The sequence below is a fragment of the Paenibacillus sp. MZ03-122A genome (assembly GCF_024213325.1).
Lineage (GTDB): Bacteria > Bacillota > Bacilli > Paenibacillales > Paenibacillaceae > Paenibacillus > Paenibacillus polymyxa_B.
This window is the reverse complement of the sequence record NZ_JANAVI010000013.1, coordinates 85,408-105,537: the sequence shown is the minus strand read 5'-3', so window position 1 is coordinate 105,537 and position 20,130 is coordinate 85,408. Positions and strand designations below refer to the sequence as shown.

Genomic DNA, 20,130 nt, shown 5'->3' with positions numbered 1-20,130 from the left:
AAGGCGATATGGGAGCGTGTTGATTTGGTCAAAAAAGAACGTATACCAGAGCTTGATATTTACCGGGGAATATTAATTGCAGCCGTTGTTACCATTCATGCGACTTCAATGGCTTTAATTGATGCGCGTCATTCTCTATTGTTTTATCCTTTTTTATTTTTAAATGTGTTTAGTAGCTTTGCAGTGCCCGTATTTATTTTTGTGAGCGGGTTTGTTTTATTTTACAATTATATCGATAGGCCGCTTCGTGGTAAGAATATGCTTGTGTTTTTCCGAAAAAGACTGATGTTTATTGTGTTACCGTACGTTTTGTTTTCTCTTGTGTATTATTTGACCTTGGTAACACGCGGGTTGATGCCGCTCAGTGATCTTCCGCTCGTGCTGTTAACGGGAAAGGCGTACACACATTTGTATTATGTCATCATCATCATCCAATTTTATTTGGTCTTCCCGCTGTTGTTGTGGGGAGTGCAGCGCTTATGTCATTGGATATCGAGTCCACGGAGAGCAGCCTGTATCATTTTGGCAGTAGGGTTAGTCATTCAATGGGGGTTTGTATTGCTGAACAAATACGTTTGGCAAGAGGAAAGAGGAAGCCTTGCGATTACGTATATCAGTTATTTTGCCTTGGGCGCAGCTGTAGCGATTGGATATGAAGGGTTTAAAAAGTGGCTTTTTCCAGTGTCAGGTACAGTAATTAGACGTGGTCAGTTGATCAGTTGGTGGGGGTTGTGGGCGGCTTGGCTACTCGTGGGTATAGCTTATGTACAAATATGGTTTATAGCATATCGCAAAGGCATCTATGCAGACTCACTGATCTATGAACTACTCCGTAATGCACATGCCCTCGTATCTGCATTAGTGTTGTTTCAGTGCTCGGTTTTATTGTATCGTCATACTAATGATAGGCTGCGAATGTTAATCAGTTGGTTGGGGGCATGTTCTTTCGGTATTTATTTACTTCACCCGGCGTTACTGCGGGTGTATCGCAAGTTAGATTTGCATGGAACACCGATAGAATATATCTTCTCCGTTGCCGGTGGATGGTTGTTGGCGCTGTTTGGCTCATGGCTGATTGTGACGCTGTGTTTTCGATATGTTCCATTTGCATGGATCGGTTTGGGCACGGTTCCGAAGTTTCCTTTCCGGAGTAAAGATGAACAGGTGAATAGATAAATATTTTAATTTGGACTGTTAGCTTAAAGCTGGCAGTCTTTTTTTTGAGTATAGAATTTATAAATTTTCAGTAGAACTGAACAACTCAATATGCACAAAAAAATTAACGTAGGCGCGGTCTTGCTCCGTGAAAATACATTGATAGATGTTTTTCATATAGGATTCATGTATTTTGCATTGGATAAAATATAGAGAGGGGCAGCAGCTTGGCTAATCTGTAAAAAAGGGCTGCGTCGTTCGGTTGACGTTCACAAGTAGAGCATGATAATATATCGAATATACTTTAGTTTGTTAGCACTTTACCATGATAAAGATATTGTGAAATCATGAGGTGATAGAGATGTCTAAGCCAAAAGGATTCGAGATCCCTGTAGGGGTTCGAGATTATCTTCCGCGTGCAGTGTCGAAGCTGCGGGCCATTGAACTGAATGTACTCGAATGCATGGAGCGTTGGGGCTACCGCCAGATTATGACGCCTACGATGGAATACTACGATACGGTGGGAGTGGCTAGTTCTACTTCCGATCGGAAGCTGTTTAAATTACTCAATAACCGGGGGACCACGTTGGTGCTGCGATCGGATATGACCGCTCCAATTGCACGGGTGGTATCTTCGTTGCTAAAGGAAGAGGAAGTACCACTCCGACTTTCCTATCACGCAAATGTATTTCGGGCGATTGAGGAAGAGGCAGGAAGAGAAGCGGAGTTTTTTCAGACGGGTGTGGAGCTGGTGGGTGATGATTCGCCTGAGGCTGATGCAGAAGTTGTAGCATTGGCAATTGCATCATTACAGGCAGCAGGGGTGACCTCTTTTAAAATTGCGATGGGGCATGTGGGATTCCTGAACGGTTTGTTTGAGGAAATCATTCCAGGCCGCCAGGCTGAACAACAAGCGCTAAAGGAACTGTTGCTCAGTCGTGATGTAGTGGGCTACCGAACAGCGATTGAAGCTTTGGGCTTGGCTCCCGAACACCGGGATAAACTTGAGGCTATTCTGCGGCTGCGCGGTGGAAAAGAAATTTGCGAACAGGCTACCGGTCTTAGTGTGGAGCAGCAAACGATTCAATCCATTGCACATTTGTGCGAGGTATGGGAAGTGCTGGAGGCTTACGGCGTATCTGAGCATGTGTTAATCGACCTTACCATGATCGGGGATTTTTCATATTATACAGGAATGACTTTTGAGGGCTATGCGGCGGAGATTGGGTTCCCGGTATGCAACGGGGGGCGCTATGACAATCTGCTTCAGCAGTTTGGTCGATCCGTACCTGCAACGGGATTTGCATTGAAGACAAACCGGATCGTCGATGGTGTGGATGGTATCCAAATGGAGACGAAGCTTCCTGTACTTATCCGCTATGACGAACAGGGACGCCAAGAGGCGTTATCCGTAGCGGCAGAGCTACGCGCAACAGGTCTTACTGTGGTGACAGGGCTCACGGGTGGCCCGGAAGACCGACGCCGTGAGCAGCAGGGCCTGTACGCAGAGGTATACAGCTATACAGCTGAAGGAAGACAGCCAGTACAAAGGAGGGAATTGCCATGACGGAAACATTGAAGGTAGCCATGCCAAAGGGACGGATTTATAAGCAGGCTTCTGAGCTGTTTCGCCGAGCAGGGGTTCCCATTCCGCTGGATGTGGACGAGACGCGCAAGCTGGTCATCCCACTGCCCGAGCTGGGTATGGAATTTATTATGGCGAAGCCCGTTGATGTTCCTACGTATGTGGAGTACGGGGCGGCGGACATCGGCATTGTGGGCAAGGATGTTTTGCTGGAAGAAAACAAGGATGTGTATGAACTGCTGGATCTCGGGATTGCCCGTTGTCGGATGTCGGTGATTGCTTTACCAGATTGGCAGCCAGGTATTCGTCAGCGGGTCGCTACAAAATATCCGAATGTGGCTTCCCAGTATTTTCGGGAGCAAGGCCAGCAGGTGGAGGTTATTAAGCTGAATGGCTCCATTGAGCTGGCGCCGTTAATTGGTCTGGCAGACCGCATTGTTGATATGGTGGAAACGGGTCAGACCTTGCGGGAGAATGGATTGGTCGAGCAGATCAGCATACTGGATATTACCAGTCGTCTGATTGCCAATCGGGTCAGCTACCGGATGAAAAACAGCTCGATTCAGGCATTGTGTGATCGATTGCATCAGGTGATTCCAAATGCGGTGGCACCCCGGGAGTAAATGGACTAAAGGAATAAGCCAAGGGTTAAAGGGGCATTCTGCAAGCTGCAAGTAAGGGGGAATGGACAAATGAAGATCGTATCAGCCCGTGATTTCAGTCTCCAACGGGAGGTGGATTACGGTACACCTGAGCAAAATGAGGCTGTGCGTACCATTATTCAGTCGGTACGCCAAGAGGGGGATGAGGCTGTCCTGCGATATACGCAATCGTTTGATGGTGTATCGCTGACAGCAGAGCAACTTCGTGTGACGGAGGAAGAATTGAAGGCGGCATATGATGAGGTAGAGCCTTCTTTTTTACAGGCGATTCGAGAGGCGGCGGATAATATCCGTGCTTTTCACGTGAAGCAAAAACGTAATTCGTGGATGGACTTACAGCCAGATGGTAGCTTGCTCGGTCAAATTATCCGACCGTTGAAACGTGTAGGCGTGTATGTTCCGGGCGGTAAAGCAGCCTATCCATCCTCAGTGCTGATGAATGTCATTCCCGCTCAGGTGGCTGGTGTACCGGAGATTGTCATGGTGACACCCCCGGCGACGGGCGGCAAGGCAGGGATAGATCCATATACACTGGTGGCTGCGGCAGAGGCTGGTGTAACGGAAATATATAGGGTTGGCGGAGCGCAGGCGATCGCCTCTCTCGCTTACGGAACACATAGCATTGAGCCAGTCGATAAAATTTGCGGTCCCGGCAACATTTATGTAGCGTTGGCGAAGCGCGAGGTGTATGGCGCGGTGGATATCGACAGTATAGCGGGACCAAGTGAAATTGTTGTGTTGGCTGACGATACAGCAAATGCCTCTTATGTAGCAGCTGACCTGCTTTCACAAGCAGAACATGACGAAATGGCCTCAGCCATACTGGTTACGCCTTCGCAACGCTTGGCCGAAGATGTATCAGGTGAAGTACAGCGCCAATTGGCGGAGCTGCCGCGCAGAGATATTGCTGCTGCATCGGTGGAGGCATATGGGGCTATCATTGTCGTCGACACTTTGGAAGAGGGCATCCATATTGTAAACCGACTGGCGCCGGAACATTTGGAAATTATGACAGAGCAGCCGATGGAGCATGTGGGTCTGATTGAAAACGCGGGAGCTATTTTCCTAGGAGCATACAGCTCGGAGCCAGTAGGCGATTATTTTGCCGGACCTAACCACATTATCCCGACGAATGGAACGGCGCGGTTTTCTTCGCCAGTGGATATTGATGATTTTATCAAGAAGTCGAGTATGATCTATTACAGCAAGGAAGCACTGCTGCGCAATGGAGAGACGATTATGCAGCTTGCCCGCCATGAAGGACTGGAAGGACACGCACGGGCGATACAAGTTCGATTGGACAATGAAAAGAAGGCGGTGGATGGCGATGGGGAACGAAAATAACGTAACAGAACGTACAGGCAGCGTCAGCCGAAAGACGAACGAAACGGATATTCAGCTATCTTTTGCAGTAGACGGCACAGGGCAGGCTGAGATTGAAACGGATGTTCCGTTTCTGAATCACATGCTGGATTTGTTCACCAAGCACGGACACTTTGACCTGAATGTACAGGCCAGAGGGGATGTTGATATCGACGATCATCATACCGTAGAGGATATTGGTATTTGTCTGGGGCAAACCTTGCTGGAAGCGTTGGGTGATAAAAAAGGAATCAAGCGCTATGCCAGCGTCTTTGTACCGATGGATGAGGCGCTCGCGCAGGTTGTCATTGATCTGAGTAACCGCCCTCACTTTGAGTATCGTGCGGAGTATCCGTCACAGCAGGTAGGGAGTTTTTCGACGGAGCTGGTGCATGAATTTTTGTGGAAATTTGCGTTGGAGGCTCGCATGACGCTACACGTCATCGTTCACTACGGGCAAAATACCCACCATATGATTGAGGCGGTGTTCAAAGCGCTGGGACGTGCACTGGATGAAGCGACATCCATTGATCCGCGGGTGACGGGAGTGCCTTCAACGAAGGGAGTGCTGTAGTCCATGTCCATTGCTATTGTGGATTACGGCAGAGGCAATCTGCATAGTGTGAGCAAGGCGGTTGAACGTCTTGGCTATGAGGCTGTAGTAACGGGAGATGCCCAAGTGATTCGTTCCTCCAGCGGTGTGATTTTGCCAGGCGTAGGGGCATTCGGGGATGCTATGGAGCATTTGCGTTCCAGCGGATTGGATCGGGTAATTCAGGAGGTTGCCAGCGCTGGACAACCACTGCTCGGTGTTTGTCTAGGAATGCAACTGTTGTTCACTCGTGGTGAAGAATACGGCAGTCACGAAGGGCTTAATATTTTACCAGGCGAGGTCGTTCGATTTGCTCCTGATCTGGGGGTTAAAGTGCCGCATATGGGTTGGAATCGTCTGTGTATGACTCAGCCGGATCACCCGTTGTTACAGGGCTTGGAGGAAGGACATGTGTATTTTGTACATTCCTATCATGCGAAGCCGGAGGTCGAAAGTGACCTGCTGGCGGTGACCGATTATGGTGGGCCCGTAACAGCTATCGTAGGCAGAGGCCATGTATATGGCATGCAGTTCCACCCAGAGAAAAGCGGGGAGAAGGGGATGCGACTGCTTCGTCAGTTTTTGGAACTAGCGGAAGCGGAAAAGCGAGCGTAAACGATTCATGGGTCTGCAATTGGTGGTACGCCAACTTTGGTCGTTGATTGATGTAATGGCATATAGATGTTGAATAGCTCACAAGGGGGTCATACTTTGTTCACGATATACCCGGCGATTGATATTCGCGATGGCAAATGTGTACGACTGGTACAAGGAGATTATAACCAGGAGACGATATACAACGAAAACCCTGTAGAGGTTGCCCAAGAATGGGAGCGTTTGGGCGGCTCCTACATTCATTTGGTTGATTTGGACGGTGCTAAAGCAGGTCAACCGGTGAACGATGAGCTCATTGGGCGCATCGCTTCTGCGGTGCAAGTGCCTGTACAAGTGGGTGGCGGCTTGCGTACACGTGAACATGTAGAGCGACTGTTGTCGCTGGGCGTGAGCCGTGTGATCTTGGGTACGGCAGCGATTGAGGACCGTGCTTTTACGGAAGCAGTATTGGGTACCTACGGTGATCGGATCGCCATTGGTCTGGATGCACGGAATGGCTATGTGGCCACGCGCGGCTGGCTTGAAACCTCGGAGGTTCGAGCGGACGAATTGGCTGCTGAGTTGGCCTCCAAGGGAGCGGAAACGTTCATTTTTACAGACATTTCCCGCGACGGAATGATGCAAGGCCCGAATGTGGAGGCGATCGTAGCGCTTGCGAAAAGCAGTGGACGAACCGTGATCGCTTCCGGCGGTGTCAGCAAGATGGACGATCTAATCACGCTGAGCACCTATGCGAAAGAGGGTGTAGGCGGTGCTATTGTGGGTAAGGCATTGTATACGGGCAGCATTGATTTACAGGTCGCCGTACAAGCTGTAGCAAAGGCATAGGGGGAGTAGGCATGCTGGCTAAACGTATTATTCCCTGCTTGGATGTAAAGGATGGCAGGGTGGTTAAGGGCGTTAATTTTGTGAACTTACGCGATGCAGGCGATCCGGTGGAATTGGCGGCACTTTATGATCGAGAAGGGGCGGACGAAATCGTATTTCTGGATATTTCTGCTTCAGTTGAAGGGCGTGCCACCATGGAAGAAGTAGTTCGTCAGACAGCCGGGGAAATTGCCATTCCTTTCACCGTAGGTGGCGGGATATCTCATGTCGATGATATGAAACGCATTTTGCGTGCCGGAGCTGATAAAATTGGCGTAAATACGGCAGCTGTCCGTAACCCTCAGCTGATTGCGGAGGGTGCGCGCAGCTTTGGCTCACAATGTATCGTTGTTGCCATTGATGCCAAGTACAACGAGGCGTGGGGCGAGTGGGAAGTGTATACGCACGGAGGCCGCACGCCATCTGGTATCCGAGCCTTGGCCTGGGCCAAGGAAGCTGAACAGTTGGGAGCCGGTGAGATTCTACTGACCAGCATGAATGCGGACGGAACCAAGGACGGCTTTGACCTGCCACTGACTTCCGCGGTATCGGATACCGTCGGGATTCCAGTTATCGCTTCTGGCGGAGCAGGAAAACAGGAGCATTTCTATGACGTGTTTACGGCGGGTAAAGCGGATGCTGGATTAGCAGCAACGATTTTTCATTATAAAGAAATAGGAATCCCTGAGCTAAAACGGGATTTGAAGCGCAGAGGAGTGGAGATACGATGAGCAACGAATTGAACCAACAGCTATCTCTGGAGCAGATACTGGATAATGTACGCTGGAATGAGGCAGGACTTGTCTCGGCGATTGTGCAGGATGATGCTACGCTTCAGGTGCTTACGCTGGCCTACATGAACCGCGAGTCGCTGAAACTATCTTTGGAGTCGGGAGAGACCTGGTTCTGGTCACGTTCCAGACAGGAGTTGTGGCACAAGGGGGCTACTTCGGGGAATACGCAAAAAATCACCTCCATCCAGCTGGATTGTGACGGTGATGCCCTGTTGGTACGTGTCATTCCGAGCGGTCCTGCCTGTCATACAGGAGCAACGAGCTGTTTTTTTCGTAATATTTCCGCGCCAGGAACCGCTGTAGCACCTGTTGCAGGAAAAGCAGGAGACCACACGTTGGTAAATGATGTTTCCAGTGCTTCAGCAGACCGCTTTGAGGTACTTGCCCAGTTGGAGGCGATTATTAAGGAGCGCGAAGAGACACGTCCTGAAGGGGCCTACACGACTTATCTTTTTGATAAAGGTGTAGACAAAATCTTGAAAAAGGTTGGCGAAGAAGCATCCGAGACAATCATTGCCGCCAAAAATAAAGATAATGACGAACTGCGCCTGGAGGTCAGCGATTTGATTTATCACCTGCTGGTGCTGTTGCAGGAGCGCAAGCTACCGCTCGATGACGTGCTGGCTGAGTTGAATCGCCGCCATGAACGTCCTCGTCGTGATTAGTACGGTTTGTTGTAGTGCTGTTGTAGTGTTGAAAGGGGGGGAGCCGCATGAAAATTGACTATCATACGCATCACGCCCGCTGCGGGCATGCCATAGGGAGTCTGGAAGAGTATGTACAGCAGGGAATTCGGCTAGGGCTGGATCAGCTCGGCTTGTCCGATCACATGCCACTACTGCATGTAAAACCGGCTGACTATTATCCGGAAATGGCAATGCCTATGGAGGAGCTGCCCCGATACGTGGAAGAATGTTTGGAACTGAAGGAACGTTTTAAAGGGCAAATTGATATTCGTGTTGGCTTGGAAGGCGACTACATCGAGGGCTGGGAACGAGAAATCGAAGACATCATCACCGCGTATCCCTGGGATTATGTGATTGGTTCCGTCCACTTTCTCGGTGAATGGGATGTCACGGACTTCCGTCAGGTACACCATTGGGAAGGCAAAAATGTGCTTGAGGTGTACCGCACGTATTATGATGCGGTTTCCAAGGCGGCAGCTACCGGTTTGTATGACATCATGGGTCATCTGGATGTCATTAAGCGCTTCGGCTATCATCCGAGGCCGGAGGAAATGGAGGAGCTGTGTGAACTGGAGCGTGCCGCAATTTCAGCCGTTGCCCGTAGCGGTCGGGCGATGGAACTGAATGCATCAGGGCTTTCGAAGCCCTGTGCCGAGATGTTCCCGAGCCGCCGCATGCTGGAAGAAGCTTTTTCGCTAGGCATCCCGCTGACCGTCGGATCGGATGCTCATGATCCGGCGAAGCTGTCCGAGCACTTGGAGAAGGCACGCGCGCTTCTATATGAAGTCGGCTATCGCGAGCTTGCCGTATTTCAGCATCGCGAGCGCTCGCTGGTGCCGCTGACGCTTTAATTATTACGTTTATTGGGTCTAAGTATCATTTCCAGTGGTTAGCCGAACGCTCCCTATTTCTACAGGGAAAAAGCGCTCGGCTATTTAGCGTATTCTTATATACATATCTATAGGTATACAAGAGTGTATCCGATTTTTGGAATGAGGCAGGATCGACTGTCAAGTCGTTTTGAAGTTGTGGTATACTGAAGGGTATGAACATGCCAGTTACTTTTAAAGGAGGTGCCTTGGTTATTTATGAAAGGGAAACATCTGCGAGTATCGGAACCTAGCCCTAAAATTATTGCTTTGCGTTTCGACGCATCTTTCTTTTTTGAGAAAGCTGTGCGCTCGCTTGATCGCAATCATTATGACAAGGCATTGAAATATTTTCGCAAAGCCGTTGAATATGAACCGGATAATCCGGTGAATCATTGCAATATGGCGGGTATATTATCAGAGATGGGGGATTATGCAGGTTCGAATGAGATCCTGTCCTCTGTTCTGAGTGACGTAGACTCGTCGATGACAGAGTGTTATTTCTATATGGCGAATAATTACGCTAATATGGAGCAGTTTGAAGAAGCGGAGAAAGCATTGGTCACGTACCTGGAGGAGGACGAAGAAGGCCAGTTTCTTGATGAAGCGGAGGAAATGATGGAGCTGCTCTATTATGAGCTGGACCGTCCAACGAAGCTGAACCGCATTAAGGCCCGGCAGGGAGTAGTAGAGCATGATCAGGCTCGTGTCCTGCTGGAGGAGGGGAAATTTGCTCAGGCAGCCCAGTTGCTCAAGCAAATTTCAGAGGAACAACCGGATATGTTCGCTGCGCGGAATAATCTGGCGCTGGCGTATTACTACATGGGATTGTTCCAAAATGCTAAGGCTACCATTATTCAAGTGCTGGAAGATGAGCCGGGTAATTTACACGCATTGTGCAACTTGGCGATCTTTTATCAGCACGAGGGCGGCGGCCCGGAATTGGATCGTCTGGTGCAGACTTTGGCGGTTACTATACCGTTTCAGGAGGAGCAGGTATTCAAGCTGGCGACCACTATGGGGATTCTCGGACGCCATGAGGAGGCCTACAGACATTTCCGCAGGTTGCTTCATGGCGATGGAGAGAACAATGCGGATGCTTCTTTGTACCATTACACGGCGGTAGCTGCTAGCAATACCGGAAGATATGCGGAAGCTCGGCGGTTGTGGAGTCATTTGCAAAAGCAGGATGCTTCCTCGGAAGTTCCGCGGTTTTTCCTGTCCCGACTGGAGGAACTCCAGCAGGAGGGTACACCGCTGCAAGTGCTCAGCTATCATTATCATCTCCCGTTTGAGGAGCAATTCCGGATGTGGGAGAAGTTTGGTGCTGACCAGGTGCCTGACAGTATGAAGAAGGACCCGCTAATCCGGTCATCCTTCTTCTGGGCCTTGCGCCACGGGGATCGGGCGACTCAGCTTCAGGTCATTCAGGCGTTAAGCTTGATCGGTGATGATGAGGTGCGTCAGGCACTGGAGTCCTTCGTAGAAGACCCGGACCAGGAGGATGAGCTGAAACGCCGTGCCTTGCAAGTATTGCAAGAACTGGCGGAGCAGGGTGAGCAGAAAATGTACCCGGAAACGGAACATTCTGATCAGTTGGAGGTTGAGAACGATCCGCATACAATTGAAGGTGGTGTATCTGCTTCCCCGGTCGATCCACAATGGCAGGCAGTGCTGGATAAGGTACTGACCGTCATGAGCAAGCCATCAGATCCGGCCATGCAGCACGATTTGAGATCGCTTTGGCTGGAGTATTTGGATCGGCTTGCCCCGGAAGTTCCGATGGTTCAGCACACTGAGGGATGGGCAGCGGCGCTGGAATATTTGACAGCTAAAATGCATCATCATTCAGTCACCTATCAGGAAGTAGCCGATCGTTATGGTATTTCCGTATCGACCGTAAGCCGCTATGCACGCCAGATTGACAGCGTGTGTGGTATCAAACAGAAGCTGAAGCAGCCGCTCTCCACGTTTAAAAAGCAGGTCTGAGACCTGCTCCAAACATCACTTAAAGGAGGCAACAAACGTATGTATAAATCCATAATTATTGGTACAGGTCCTGCAGGCTACACAGCCGCTATTTATTTGGCACGCGCTAACATGAATCCGCTGATCATTGAAGGGATGCAGCCCGGTGGGCAGCTTACTACAACGACCGAAATTGAAAATTTCCCGGGTTTTGAGCAAGGTATCCTCGGGCCTGAACTGATGGATAATATGCGCAAGCAGGCTGAACGTTTTGGCGCTGAATTTACTTCCGGTTGGGTTGAGGAAGTGGATTTCAGCAAACGTCCTTTTAAAGTGAAGGTAGAGGGTAAAGGCATCATTGAGGCGGAGTCGGTCATTATTGCTACAGGTGCGTCCGCCAAATATCTAGGCATTCCGGGCGAGCAAGACAATGTAGGTCGCGGAGTCAGCACGTGCGCAACTTGCGATGGCTTCTTTTTCCGCGGGAAAAAGATTGTCGTGGTTGGCGGTGGCGATTCAGCCATGGAGGAAGCGAGCTTCTTGACCCGTTTTGCTTCCAGTGTAACCTTGGTCCATCGTCGCGATGAGTTGCGGGCGTCCAAAATTATGCAAGATCGCGCGCGTGAGAACGAAAAAGTACATTGGGCATTAAACCGGACTCCTCTGGAAGTTGTGACGGGAGAAGCTGGCTTAAAGGGTTTGAAGGTACACAATAATGAGACCAATCAGGATGAGCTGATTGAGGTCGATGGCGTATTCGTAGCCATCGGGCATACACCGAACACAGGTTTCCTGAACGGACAAATCCATACCGATGAACACGGCTATATTGTGGTGAAGCCAGGCACAACAGAAACGAATATCCCCGGAGTTTTTGCCTGTGGGGATGTACAGGATAACCGTTACCGGCAAGCTATTACGGCTGCGGGAACGGGATGTATGGCGGCTATGGACTGCGAGAAGTATCTCGAAGGCAGTGCTGTTCACGACTGGAGCGAAACACTGGATCAATAAAAGAGTGACTATAGTACACAAAAAGGCTAGCAGGAGAGCGAAGGAAGCCTCTGTTATGCCGTATCTTTTGTTCAGGAAGAGAAAGCCTGCTGCGTTTGCACAGGCTTTCTCCTTTTTATGGGTGCATGAGGTTAAAAGTTCCGCTAATCGTACACTTTTCAACAAGGAAGTGTCCTTGACCGTAACGGGGGCTTCAATTATAGTTGGAACGTAGGAATACTATTATGAAGTAGGAATTGTAATCGTATATTTCATACCAGGTTTTTAAGTAAACACAAAGGTGGCTTGGAACATGTCTGAAAGTATCTATGTAGGTGTCGATTTGGGCGGTACCGCGATTAAAGTCGGCATTTGTAATGAAAACGGACAGCTTTTGCACACATATGAGGGACCAACCGAAACCGATAAAGGTGTAGACGTTGTCATCGGTAATATCGAAAAATATGTGCGGCATATTGTTGAGCAATCTCCTTATGAGTGGGATCAACTAAAGGGTGTCGGTGCAGGCGTTGCAGGTTTTACGAATGTTCGTGATGGTATTATTGTCCTCGCTCCTAATATTGGCTTTCGTGACGTACCGATCCGTGCGCTCCTAGAGAACCGGATTGGCAAGCCTGTGAAAATAGACAACGATGCGAATGTTGCTGCGCTGGGTGAGGCTTGGGCTGGTGCAGGCAAAGGCATCGAAAACTGCGTATGCTATACCCTGGGAACAGGCGTAGGTGGCGGTATTATTATAAACGGTAAAATATACCAAGGTTCTTCGGGCATGGCCGGAGAAATTGGCCATATCAGTGTCGTACCTGATCTGGAGGCTATTCAGTGTGGGTGCGGCAAAATGGGTTGCTTGGAAACTGTATCTTCCGCAACAGGCATCATTCGTATGGCCAAGGACGCTGTGGAACGTGGCGACCGGACCTCTCTGGCGCTGGAAGATCAAATTGCTGCCAAGGAAGTATTTGATGCTGCTAAAGCTGGAGATGAAGTCGCGCTGCGTATCGTGAACCGGGCTGCCTTTTATTTGGGGAAATCCATGGCAGCGGTTGCCGCTGTGCTTAATCCAGAGTTGTTTATTATAGGCGGCGGTGTTTCTAAAGCAGGCGACTTTTTATTTGAAGAGATGCGTCGCGTATACGCCAAGCTGGCACCTGAACCGCTTCAAAAGGGTGTATATATCGTACCAGCGGTGTTAGGCAATGACGCAGGTATCGTAGGGGCTGCAGGGTTGCTGCTACGCTCCTGATCCACAGGTTATTGATAATACGGGTACTGGTATAGAGCGAAGAAGCAAAAGGAGAGGGAAGTCCATATGACAGACAACCTAAAAAATGCTGCGCCGTGGGCAACGCTCATTATTATTACGGGGATGTCAGGCGCAGGGAAGACCATTGCGGTTCAGAGCCTGGAAGACTTGGGCTTCTTCTGCGTTGATAATTTGCCCCCTGTACTGATTCCCAAATTTGCCGAGTTGATTGAGCAGTCGAACGGTAAAATAGGCAAGGTGGCACTCGTAATTGATTTACGCGGACGAGAATTTTTCACTGCCTTGTCGGAATCTTTGAATTATATTAAAGATCATTTTACGATCCATTGTGAAATTTTATTCTTAAATGCGAATGATGGCGTTCTCGTACAGCGGTATAAGGAAAGCCGTAGACGTCATCCGTTGGCTCCAGACGGCATGCCTTTGGATGGGATTCGGTTGGAGCGCAAGATGTTGGAAGAATTAAAAAGCTCAGCTACACAGGTTATTGATACAAGTGTGATGAAGCCTGCAACCTTAAAGGCGAGGATTATTTCACGATTTTCTCATCTGGAGAGTAGTATGCTTTCCGTGAACATTACTTCTTTTGGCTTCAAGTATGGTATTCCCATTGATGCCGATCTTATATTCGATGTGCGCTTCCTGCCTAATCCCCACTATGTGGACCAACTACGTCCCCACACGGGACAGGATAGCGATGTATATGATTATGTCATGAAATGGCCCGAGACTCAGGCATTCTTGACCAAGTTGCTGGATATGTTACACTTTTTGATTCCGCAATATCGCAAAGAAGGCAAAAGCCAGGTCATTATCGGCATTGGCTGTACTGGCGGTAAGCATCGTTCTGTTGCAATATCGGAGTATTTAGGAAAAATGCTGGGTGCCAGCGAGACAGAATCTGTTTCTGTTTCGCATCGGGATGCTGATCGGGACCGGCATTAATGAGGTGAAATCATGAAAGAGACCGGATCACAACGGGAGCGCCCACGTATTGTTGTTATGGGCGGCGGAACCGGCTTGTCCGTCATGCTGCGGGGCTTAAAGCAAAAGCCGCTAGATATTACGGCTATTGTTACAGTCGCTGACGATGGCGGAAGTTCCGGGATTTTGCGCAGTGAGCTACAGATGCCCCCTCCAGGGGATATTCGCAATGTGCTGACTGCCTTGGCTGACGTGGAACCAGTGATGTCAGATATGCTGAAATACCGTTTCGGTGCGGGATCAGGATTGTCAGGCCATAGCCTGGGTAATCTGATTTTAGCAGCGATGACCGATATATCGGGAGATTTCGTAACGGCGGTGCGTGAGCTTAGCCGTGTATTTGCTGTCCGGGGACGTGTGCTACCGGCAGCCGAGGAAGGCGTTGTGTTAAGCGCCGAGATGGAGGATGGCACGGTGATTACCGGGGAGTCCAAGATCCCGGAAGCGGGCGGACGCATCAAACGCGTCTTTCTTGAACCGACTCACGTGGAGCCGTTGCCTGAGGCTGTAGAGGCCATTAATGAAGCCGATGCGATTTTGATTGGCCCCGGCAGTCTATATACCAGCATATTACCAAATTTGCTTGTACCTAAACTCGCTGAAGCTGTAGTAAAATCAGACGCTATCAAAATATTTGTCTGTAACGTTATGACCCAGCCTGGGGAAACCGATGGTTATACGGTAGGAGATCACCTGCAAGCTATTTTTGAGCATGTAGGGCATCATCTCTTCGACTATGTCATTGTAAATAACGGAGAAATTCCACCCCAAGTACAGGAAATGTATGCCGAGCAGGGAGCCAAGCCAGTTCAAGTAGACATGGGCGAGCTGACCGACCGGGGATATAAAGTGGTGGCAGATACATTAGTTCTGTTCCGCACGTATTTACGGCATGATGCCGACAAATTGAGCCAGCATATCTACCAATTGGTACAAAACTGGATATTAAGAAGGAGGTGAGTCCCTTGTCCTTTGCGGCACAAACGAAAAAAGAGCTTACGATGATTGAAAGCCAGTCCTGCTGTGAGAAAGCGGAACTATCTGCGCTCATACGTATGCTCGGATCCGTACAACTGTCGAATAAAAGGGTGATATTGGACGTGTCCACAGAAAATGCCGCGATTGCAAGGCGGATTTACTCCTTGATCAAGAAGCATTTTCAACTTCATATCGAACTGCTTGTACGGAAAAAAATGCGCTTGAAAAAAAATAATGTGTACATTGTCCGTATTCCCAATGGTGTGCAGCAACTGCTAAAGGATCTTTATATCGTCACAGAAGGTTTCTTATTCACTGACGGGATTAATCGGGATATCGTTCGGAAAAACTGTTGTAAGAGGGCTTATTTGCGGGGCGCCTTTATGGCAGGTGGCTCTGTCAACAATCCTGAAGGATCGTCTTACCACCTTGAAATTTCTTCGATGTATGAGGAGCATTGTCAGGCACTCGTTGATCTTGCGAATGAATTTCATCTAAATGCTCGCTGTATTGAGCGAAAAAAAGGTTTTATTCTCTACATCAAGGAAGGCGAGAAGATCATTGAGCTGCTTAGCATCATTGGGGCGCATCAAGCCTTGTTCAAATTTGAAGATGTACGCATTATGCGCGATATGCGCAACTCCGTAAATCGCATTGTCAATTGTGAAACGGCTAATTTGAACAAGACGATCGGAGCTGCTGTCCGGCAAATTGAGAATATTAAGTTGCTGGAGAGGGAAGTTGGTTTGGAGACCTTGCCGGATAAACTGCGTGAAGTGGCAGAAATTCGGCTCGCTCATCCCGATTTGAATTTGAAAGAAGTCGGGGAAATGCTTAAAGGGGTCGTGAGTAAATCGGGTGTAAATCATCGGCTTCGCAAAATTGATGAGATGGCTGACAAAATTAGGGGCGAAAATGGCCTGATTCCGTAAAAAGAGTGTCCATGGGGCTTTTAGCCCCGGTTTTTTTAGTTTTTTTTCTAGTGTCTGTCCCGGGTTAATGTTATAATGTGATAAATAAAATGGAGTAAGTAGTGTCCAGATTTATTTGATGAGGGGGTAAGCTGACATGTCAAAACATCCGGTAGTCGTACGCTTGAAAACAGGACTGCACGCCAGACCTGCTGCGTTGTTCGTACAGGAAGCGAATAAATATTCATCTGAGATTTTTGTGGAAAAAGATGACAAAAAAGTTAATGCCAAGAGTATCATGGGTATTATGAGTCTTGCCATCAGTACAGGTACTGAAATCAATATTAGTGCTGAAGGTGCGGACGCCGAACAGGCTGTAAACGCTTTAGTAAGTTTGGTTAGTAAGGTAGAGCTGGAAAATCAATAAACAAAGATTTGCTTTGTAATATGATGTATGCTCTTAGTGAAAAGCCCCTTTGGGGCTTTTTTTGTATCCAGAAAAAAGTCTTCGAACGCTCCTCCGTTAACTGTTCTATGTGTGGATTTGTTGAATATAGAGACCGTATTAAGTTCAAGTTATAAATAATTAAAATTTCCGTGGTCATGCTCTGTTTCGGAAATATGTATGCTTGGCTGCAACCTTTTTTCGTCATTTCCGTCTGGAAGGTACAAACATTTACAAGAAAGAGGTTGAATTCAATGAGACTTTGGACAAAAACAGTAGCCACGGCAGTTCTCGCAGGAGCATTAATGGCAGGGGGAGTAGCAGGAGGATTATGGACAGGGGAAGATCGTGCCTATGCTGCGTCAACAGCTTCGACGGTAAACGGTGTAATTAATGTGACTGGAAGCGGGGAAGTAATGGCGAAGCCTAATATTGCTTATCTCTCTATCGGTGTACAATCAGAAGGGAATACGGCAGCCGCTGCTCAAAAAGCCAATGCTACAAAATTGAACAAGGTTACACAACTGCTGAAAGAAAAGTGGAGCATCAGCGCAGATGACATTCAGACCAGCCAGTTTTATGTACAGCCTAACTACACCTATAACGAAAAAGAAGGGCAAAAGCTCAAAGGGTACACTGCCAACCATACACTTTCCGTCAAATACCGCGATTTGGATAAAATTGGTCAGTTATTGGATGAGGCGACCAAGTCCGGAGCCAATAACGTGGATAATGTACGTTTTTCCGTGGAAGACCCTTCGACTTATGAAGAGGAAGCCATTACTAAGGCATTGGGAAGCGCACAATCTAAAGCCAGTGCTGTAACTAAAGCAGCCAAACGCGGGTTAGGTGCCCTTGTGAGTGTGACGGTAGATGGCGGAGAAGCACAAGTCTTTACACAACGTGAAAATGCCATGTCAAAATCGCTCTTGGACGTAGCAGGTGGCGGGACAGAGATCCAATCGGGACAAGTAACAGTGAAAGTTCAGGTGTCGGCTCAGTACGAAATGAACTAATACAGATCATCAAACGAAGCCACAAGCGGCCTGCATCATGCGTAGGCTGGCTTGCTGGCTCTTTTTGTATATCGAAACCTTTTTGTAATGAGTCTGTCATAGCTAAGGGTTATTAGGTGTACATATTGAAATCGGAGAGTGTACAGATTGTAAACTACATACAATAGGGTATAGATATAATAAGAAAAGTAATTATCACACATAGACAATACAGATCAATAACAGGAGGAATACTTAATATGAGTAAGCATGCGAAAAAATGGGGTTCAGCACTGCTGGCAGCAGGGATTTTAGCAGGAGTCGCAGCTGTTCCCGTTTCCTATATCCAGGCAGCATCGACCAAACAAGCGACAACACAGCAACCAGGAATCACCATCCAATGGAATGGTAAAACGTTGCCCGCTAAAGGTGTTCAAGTGAACGGGAGTACAATGATTCCGGTGGCCGCTTTGCGTGACAGCCTGGGGACTCCAGTAAGCTATGATGCGAAAACAACGACATATACCGTAGGTAGCGGGTACAATAAACTTTACATTATGGCTTCTTCCTCGGATGCCTACGTCAACGTCAATGGAATCAATACACGTAGCATGGATGCCAAACAGATCGCTGGGAAGCTATACATTCCTATGAGTCTGCTGAAAGACTATCTAGGCATAGATGCTCAATGGAATGCTGCTCAGAAAACAGTAACGCTGAGTAAAAGCCAGCTAAATCCGATCACAATTGCGTCTCTAACACTTCCAGCTTCGAGTAATGCGAAGGTGTCCTACAAGATTAAGTATCCGCAAATCAGCGGCAGCCAACTGAATCCTGAGGCTCAACAGGCCATTAACAATGTGCTTAAAAAGCATGCAGAGGGTATATTGGCAGCAGGCAAAAAGATGATGTCTGAGGGAGAGGCTACAACAGAAAGACCGTATGAGTTCGGAAATGATTTTGCAATTGCCTATAACAAAGATGGTATTCTGAGTGTGATTATGCAGGATTACTCGTATACGGGTGGCGCACATGGCATGACGGTACGTAAAGGATATACGTTCTCGCTCGCTGATGGTAAACTGCTGCAATTGTCTGACGTATTGAAGGCAAATCCGAACTACAAAAAGTTCCTCAATGCTGATTTGAAGAAAAAAATCGATGCGCTTCAGGCTGGCGAAGGATTCGAGAAATTTAAAGAGCTGGCGGCAGATCAGAATTTTTATGTAACAAACAGTGGAGTAACAATTGTGTTTGATTTGTATGATTATGCGCCATACGCGTATGGAATTCCGGAGTTTACCTACTCGTTCGGTCAACTGCTGCCTCAAGGCGGAAAGCCTTTTGCGGGACAGCATGAATAGTAGGAGTAAACAATTCCAATTGTCTATAACCTAAAAAACAATAAAGCAAAAAAAGCTGCCTACCGGATAAGAACATCCGGGGCAGCTTTTTCATTTACCAGCTATCGAGAGGCGAATTTCTTCTCTTATACACCTTCTGGAGAGGAGCTAGTTAGCACTTTATCAATAATACCGTATTCCTTGGCATCATCAGCGGACATGAAGTAGTCACGGTCTGTGTCTTTTTCAATGCGCTCCAGTGGTTGGCCTGTGCGATCTGCGAGAATGCGGTTCAATTTGTCACGCATTTTCAGAATGCGGCGTGCACGGATTTCAATATCCGTTGCCTGGCCTTGTGCACCACCCAGTGGTTGGTGAATCATAATTTCACTGTTTGGCAAAGCGAAACGTTTACCTTTGGCGCCTGCATTTAGCAAGAACGCGCCCATGGAAGCCGCCATACCTACGCAAATCGTAGATACGTCAGGTTTAATGTATTGCATCGTATCGAAAATGGCCATGCCAGCTGTAATGGAACCGCCAGGACTGTTAACATACAAGTGAATATCTTTTTCAGGATCTTCGGCAGCCAAAAACAGCATTTGCGCAATAATAGAGTTGGCTACAACGTCATTGACGTCCGAGCCTAACAAAATAATGCGATCCTTCAACAGTCTGGAATAAATGTCATAGGCGCGTTCGCCGCGGTTACTTTGTTCTACTACCATAGGAACATAGCTCACGTCAAAAAACCTCCCTTAAATATCGTTAGTGGATTTGGTGGACATGCCGATTACACGTCCCTTATTTATAAACTGTTACCGTATTAACCACATGATAAACAATTTCAAACAAAAAGTCAAAGAAAGTCAAACTAATGATTAAAAAAAAGAGCCCTCAGCGCTCTTATTGGTTAAAACATTATGTAGAAGCATTTATGCGTTCATTTAAAATGGCGCGCCCGCGAGGAATCGAACCTCGATCTCAGGCTCCGGAGGCCTACGTCATATCCGTTGGACCACGGGCGCATAGTTCAATCAA

General features: G+C 48.1%; 20 protein-coding genes and 1 tRNA gene. 19 read left to right on the top strand and 2 right to left on the bottom strand.

Features of this window, described 5'->3' with window-relative positions; translation table 11 throughout:
* Nucleotides 1-24: 24 nt before the first annotated feature.
* The 19 genes from NLX74_RS21345 to NLX74_RS21255 all read left to right on the top strand — a co-directional run bounded on the left by NLX74_RS21345 (nucleotide 25) and on the right by NLX74_RS21255 (nucleotide 19,110).
* Entirely contained in the window at nucleotides 25-1,176 is a 1,152-nt protein-coding gene (locus NLX74_RS21345; RefSeq protein ID WP_235306898.1) for an acyltransferase, read from the top strand.
* A gap of 340 nt (nucleotides 1,177-1,516) precedes the next feature.
* Nucleotides 1,517-2,722: an ATP phosphoribosyltransferase regulatory subunit gene (locus tag NLX74_RS21340; protein ID WP_254329980.1), complete on the top strand. Its 1,206-nt coding sequence runs from the start codon at nucleotides 1,517-1,519 to the stop codon at nucleotides 2,720-2,722.
* Entirely contained in the window at nucleotides 2,719-3,363 is a 645-nt protein-coding gene (gene hisG / locus NLX74_RS21335) for an ATP phosphoribosyltransferase (protein WP_061830205.1), read from the top strand. The genes NLX74_RS21340 and hisG overlap by 4 nt, the downstream gene beginning before the upstream one ends.
* A gap of 69 nt (nucleotides 3,364-3,432) precedes the next feature.
* Nucleotides 3,433-4,746 carry a histidinol dehydrogenase gene (gene hisD, locus NLX74_RS21330; RefSeq protein WP_254329978.1) on the top strand — a complete coding sequence of 438 codons (1,314 nt, stop codon included), beginning with the start codon at nucleotides 3,433-3,435 and terminating at the stop codon, nucleotides 4,744-4,746.
* Entirely contained in the window at nucleotides 4,730-5,338 is a 609-nt protein-coding gene (gene hisB, locus NLX74_RS21325) for an imidazoleglycerol-phosphate dehydratase HisB (protein WP_061830248.1), read from the top strand. The genes hisD and hisB overlap by 17 nt, the downstream gene beginning before the upstream one ends.
* Before the next feature lie 3 nt (nucleotides 5,339-5,341).
* Nucleotides 5,342-5,971 carry an imidazole glycerol phosphate synthase subunit HisH gene (hisH, locus tag NLX74_RS21320; protein ID WP_254329977.1) on the top strand — a complete coding sequence of 210 codons (630 nt, stop codon included), beginning with the start codon at nucleotides 5,342-5,344 and terminating at the stop codon, nucleotides 5,969-5,971.
* A 96-nt stretch (nucleotides 5,972-6,067) separates the two neighbouring features.
* Nucleotides 6,068-6,799 (top strand): 1-(5-phosphoribosyl)-5-[(5-phosphoribosylamino)methylideneamino]imidazole-4-carboxamide isomerase, encoded by a 732-nt coding sequence (gene hisA / locus NLX74_RS21315; protein ID WP_023986478.1) that lies wholly within the window; start codon nucleotides 6,068-6,070, stop codon nucleotides 6,797-6,799.
* An 11-nt stretch (nucleotides 6,800-6,810) separates the two neighbouring features.
* Complete coding sequence (hisF, locus tag NLX74_RS21310; RefSeq protein WP_013308248.1) at nucleotides 6,811-7,569, top strand: imidazole glycerol phosphate synthase subunit HisF; 759 nt, start codon at nucleotides 6,811-6,813, stop codon at nucleotides 7,567-7,569.
* Nucleotides 7,566-8,297, top strand: a complete 732-nt coding sequence (hisIE, locus tag NLX74_RS21305) for a bifunctional phosphoribosyl-AMP cyclohydrolase/phosphoribosyl-ATP diphosphatase HisIE (RefSeq protein WP_235306902.1) — start codon at nucleotides 7,566-7,568, stop codon at nucleotides 8,295-8,297. The genes hisF and hisIE overlap by 4 nt, the downstream gene beginning before the upstream one ends.
* A gap of 47 nt (nucleotides 8,298-8,344) precedes the next feature.
* Nucleotides 8,345-9,169, top strand: coding sequence for a histidinol-phosphatase HisJ (gene hisJ, locus NLX74_RS21300; protein WP_254329969.1), 825 nt, complete (start codon nucleotides 8,345-8,347; stop codon nucleotides 9,167-9,169).
* A gap of 237 nt (nucleotides 9,170-9,406) precedes the next feature.
* Nucleotides 9,407-11,176: a tetratricopeptide repeat protein gene (locus NLX74_RS21295; RefSeq protein ID WP_254329963.1), complete on the top strand. Its 1,770-nt coding sequence runs from the start codon at nucleotides 9,407-9,409 to the stop codon at nucleotides 11,174-11,176.
* Nucleotides 11,177-11,215: 39 nt separating this feature from the next.
* The gene (trxB, locus tag NLX74_RS21290) at nucleotides 11,216-12,169 is read left to right on the top strand and encodes a thioredoxin-disulfide reductase (RefSeq protein ID WP_013308252.1); all 954 of its coding nucleotides are present in this window, start codon (nucleotides 11,216-11,218) and stop codon (nucleotides 12,167-12,169) included.
* A 292-nt stretch (nucleotides 12,170-12,461) separates the two neighbouring features.
* Nucleotides 12,462-13,412: an ROK family glucokinase gene (locus NLX74_RS21285; RefSeq protein ID WP_013308253.1), complete on the top strand. Its 951-nt coding sequence runs from the start codon at nucleotides 12,462-12,464 to the stop codon at nucleotides 13,410-13,412.
* A 66-nt stretch (nucleotides 13,413-13,478) separates the two neighbouring features.
* Nucleotides 13,479-14,378, top strand: coding sequence for an RNase adapter RapZ (rapZ, locus tag NLX74_RS21280; protein WP_013308254.1), 900 nt, complete (start codon nucleotides 13,479-13,481; stop codon nucleotides 14,376-14,378).
* A 12-nt stretch (nucleotides 14,379-14,390) separates the two neighbouring features.
* On the top strand, nucleotides 14,391-15,377 hold the full coding sequence (locus tag NLX74_RS21275) for a gluconeogenesis factor YvcK family protein (RefSeq protein ID WP_023986485.1): 987 nt from the start codon (nucleotides 14,391-14,393) through the stop codon (nucleotides 15,375-15,377).
* A gap of 5 nt (nucleotides 15,378-15,382) precedes the next feature.
* Nucleotides 15,383-16,327, top strand: a complete 945-nt coding sequence (gene whiA, locus NLX74_RS21270; RefSeq protein WP_061830212.1) for a DNA-binding protein WhiA — start codon at nucleotides 15,383-15,385, stop codon at nucleotides 16,325-16,327.
* Between the two features lie 136 nt (nucleotides 16,328-16,463).
* On the top strand, nucleotides 16,464-16,733 hold the full coding sequence (locus tag NLX74_RS21265; protein WP_013308257.1) for an HPr family phosphocarrier protein: 270 nt from the start codon (nucleotides 16,464-16,466) through the stop codon (nucleotides 16,731-16,733).
* A 272-nt stretch (nucleotides 16,734-17,005) separates the two neighbouring features.
* Nucleotides 17,006-17,767: an SIMPL domain-containing protein gene (locus NLX74_RS21260; RefSeq protein ID WP_254329961.1), complete on the top strand. Its 762-nt coding sequence runs from the start codon at nucleotides 17,006-17,008 to the stop codon at nucleotides 17,765-17,767.
* A gap of 239 nt (nucleotides 17,768-18,006) precedes the next feature.
* Nucleotides 18,007-19,110 (top strand): PdaC/SigV domain-containing protein, encoded by a 1,104-nt coding sequence (locus tag NLX74_RS21255; protein ID WP_254329959.1) that lies wholly within the window; start codon nucleotides 18,007-18,009, stop codon nucleotides 19,108-19,110.
* 125 nt (nucleotides 19,111-19,235) lie between these two features.
* Here the strand turns inward: NLX74_RS21255 and clpP are convergent, their stop codons facing one another.
* Together clpP and NLX74_RS21245 are read right to left on the bottom strand one after the other, a co-directional pair.
* The gene (clpP, locus tag NLX74_RS21250) at nucleotides 19,236-19,832 is read right to left on the bottom strand and encodes an ATP-dependent Clp endopeptidase proteolytic subunit ClpP (RefSeq protein ID WP_025686039.1); all 597 of its coding nucleotides are present in this window, start codon (nucleotides 19,830-19,832) and stop codon (nucleotides 19,236-19,238) included.
* A 210-nt stretch (nucleotides 19,833-20,042) separates the two neighbouring features.
* Nucleotides 20,043-20,117: transfer RNA gene (locus tag NLX74_RS21245), tRNA-Arg, on the bottom strand.
* Between the last annotated feature and the right edge of the window lie 13 nt (nucleotides 20,118-20,130).